Source organism: Variovorax sp. dw_308 (assembly GCF_019207085.1).
Lineage (GTDB): Bacteria > Pseudomonadota > Gammaproteobacteria > Burkholderiales > Burkholderiaceae_C > Variovorax.
In genome coordinates this window covers 1-1,736 of record NZ_JAATOM010000078.1, presented here as the reverse complement: position 1 = coordinate 1,736, position 1,736 = coordinate 1, and the positions used below count along the sequence as shown (strand labels likewise).

1 protein-coding gene is annotated in these 1,736 nt (G+C 66.0%); it reads left to right on the top strand.

Annotated features, from left to right (window positions below):
* Positions 1-1,736: biotin carboxylase N-terminal domain-containing protein (locus HCU76_RS36255; protein ID WP_218512053.1), on the top strand; the 1,736-nt coding region annotated here is incomplete at both ends.

Sequence of the window (1,736 nt, the reverse complement as noted above, 5' to 3'; positions counted from 1 at the left end):
GCGCCCAGCCGCGAGAGCTATCTGCAGGCCGACCGCATCATTGCCGCCTGCAAGCAGACCGGCGCTGAAGCCGTGCACCCCGGCTACGGCTTCCTGTCGGAGAACGAAGCCTTCGCCCGCAAGGTCGAGGAAGAGGGCATCATCTTCATCGGCCCCAAGCACTACTCGATCGCGGCCATGGGCGACAAGATCGCCTCCAAGAAGCTCGCCAACGAGGCCAAGGTCAACACCATCCCGGGCTGGAACGACGCTATCGAGACGGCCGAACGCGCGGTCGAGATCGCCAAGGACATCGGCTACCCGGTGATGATCAAGGCCTCGGCCGGCGGCGGCGGCAAGGGGCTGCGGGTGGCCTTCAACGACAAGGAAGCCTTCGAGGGCTTCACCTCCTGCCGCAACGAGGCGCGCAACAGCTTCGGCGACGACCGGGTGTTCATCGAGAAGTTCGTCGAGGAGCCGCGCCACATCGAGATCCAGGTGCTGGGCGACTCGCAGGGCAACGTGATCTACCTGAACGAGCGCGAATGCTCGATACAGCGCCGCCACCAGAAGGTGATCGAGGAGGCGCCGTCGCCCTTCATCAGCGATGCGACGCGCAAGGCGATGGGCGAGCAGGCCGTGCAACTGGCCAAGGCCGTGAAGTACCAGAGTGCCGGGACGGTCGAGTTCGTGGTCGGCAAGGACCAGAGCTTCTACTTCCTGGAGATGAACACGCGGCTGCAGGTGGAGCATCCGGTCACGGAATGCATTACCGGGCTGGACCTGGTCGAGCTGATGATCCGCGTCGCAGCCGGCGAGGCCCTGCCGCTCACGCAGGCGCAAGTCAAGCGCGAAGGCTGGGCCATCGAGTGCCGCATCAACGCGGAAGATCCGTTCCGCAACTTCCTGCCGTCCACCGGCCGCCTCACGCGCTTCCAGCCGCCGAAGGAGACCATGTTCTCGGCCGACACCGAGCACCTCTACGGTGTGCGCGTCGACACCGGCGTCTACGACGGCGGCGAGATCCCGATGTTCTACGACTCGATGATCGCCAAGCTGATCGTCCACGGCCGTGACCGCGCGCATGCGATCGCGATGATGCGCGAGGCGCTCAACGGCTTCGTGATCCGCGGCGTCAGCAGCAACATCCCGTTCCAGGCGGCATTGCTGGCGCATCCGAAGTTCGTCGCGGGCGACTTCAACACCGGCTTCATCGCCGAGCACTACGGCAAGGGCTTCCATGCGGAGGACGTGCCGCATGATGACCCGAACTTCCTGGTCGCGCTGGTTGCCTTCATGCACCGCCGCTACCGCGCGCGGGCCTCGGGCATCAGCGGGCAGCTTGATGGCCACGGCGTCAAGGTCGGCGAACAGTTCGTGGTCGTCACGCTCGGCGCGGAAGGCGAGCATGTGCACACGCCGGTCTCTGTCACCGATTTCCACGGCAAGACCGGCTCCAGCGCGGTGCAGGTGGGCGACACCATCTACCGGATCTGCAGCCCCGCGCACCTCGGCAGCGTGCGCGTGGAAGGTACGGTCAACGACAAGCCGTTCACCGCCCAGGTCGAGCGCGGCGCTGGCAAGAATCCGCTTGCGCTGCGCGTGTCGCATGACGGTACGCAGATCGAGGCGATGGTGCTGTCGCCGCTCGGTGCGCGGCTGCAGAAGCTCATGCCCTACAAGGCGCCGCCGGACCTGAGCAAGTACCTGATGTCGCCGATGCCGGGCCTGCTGGTCGAAGTGGCCGTGAAGCCGGG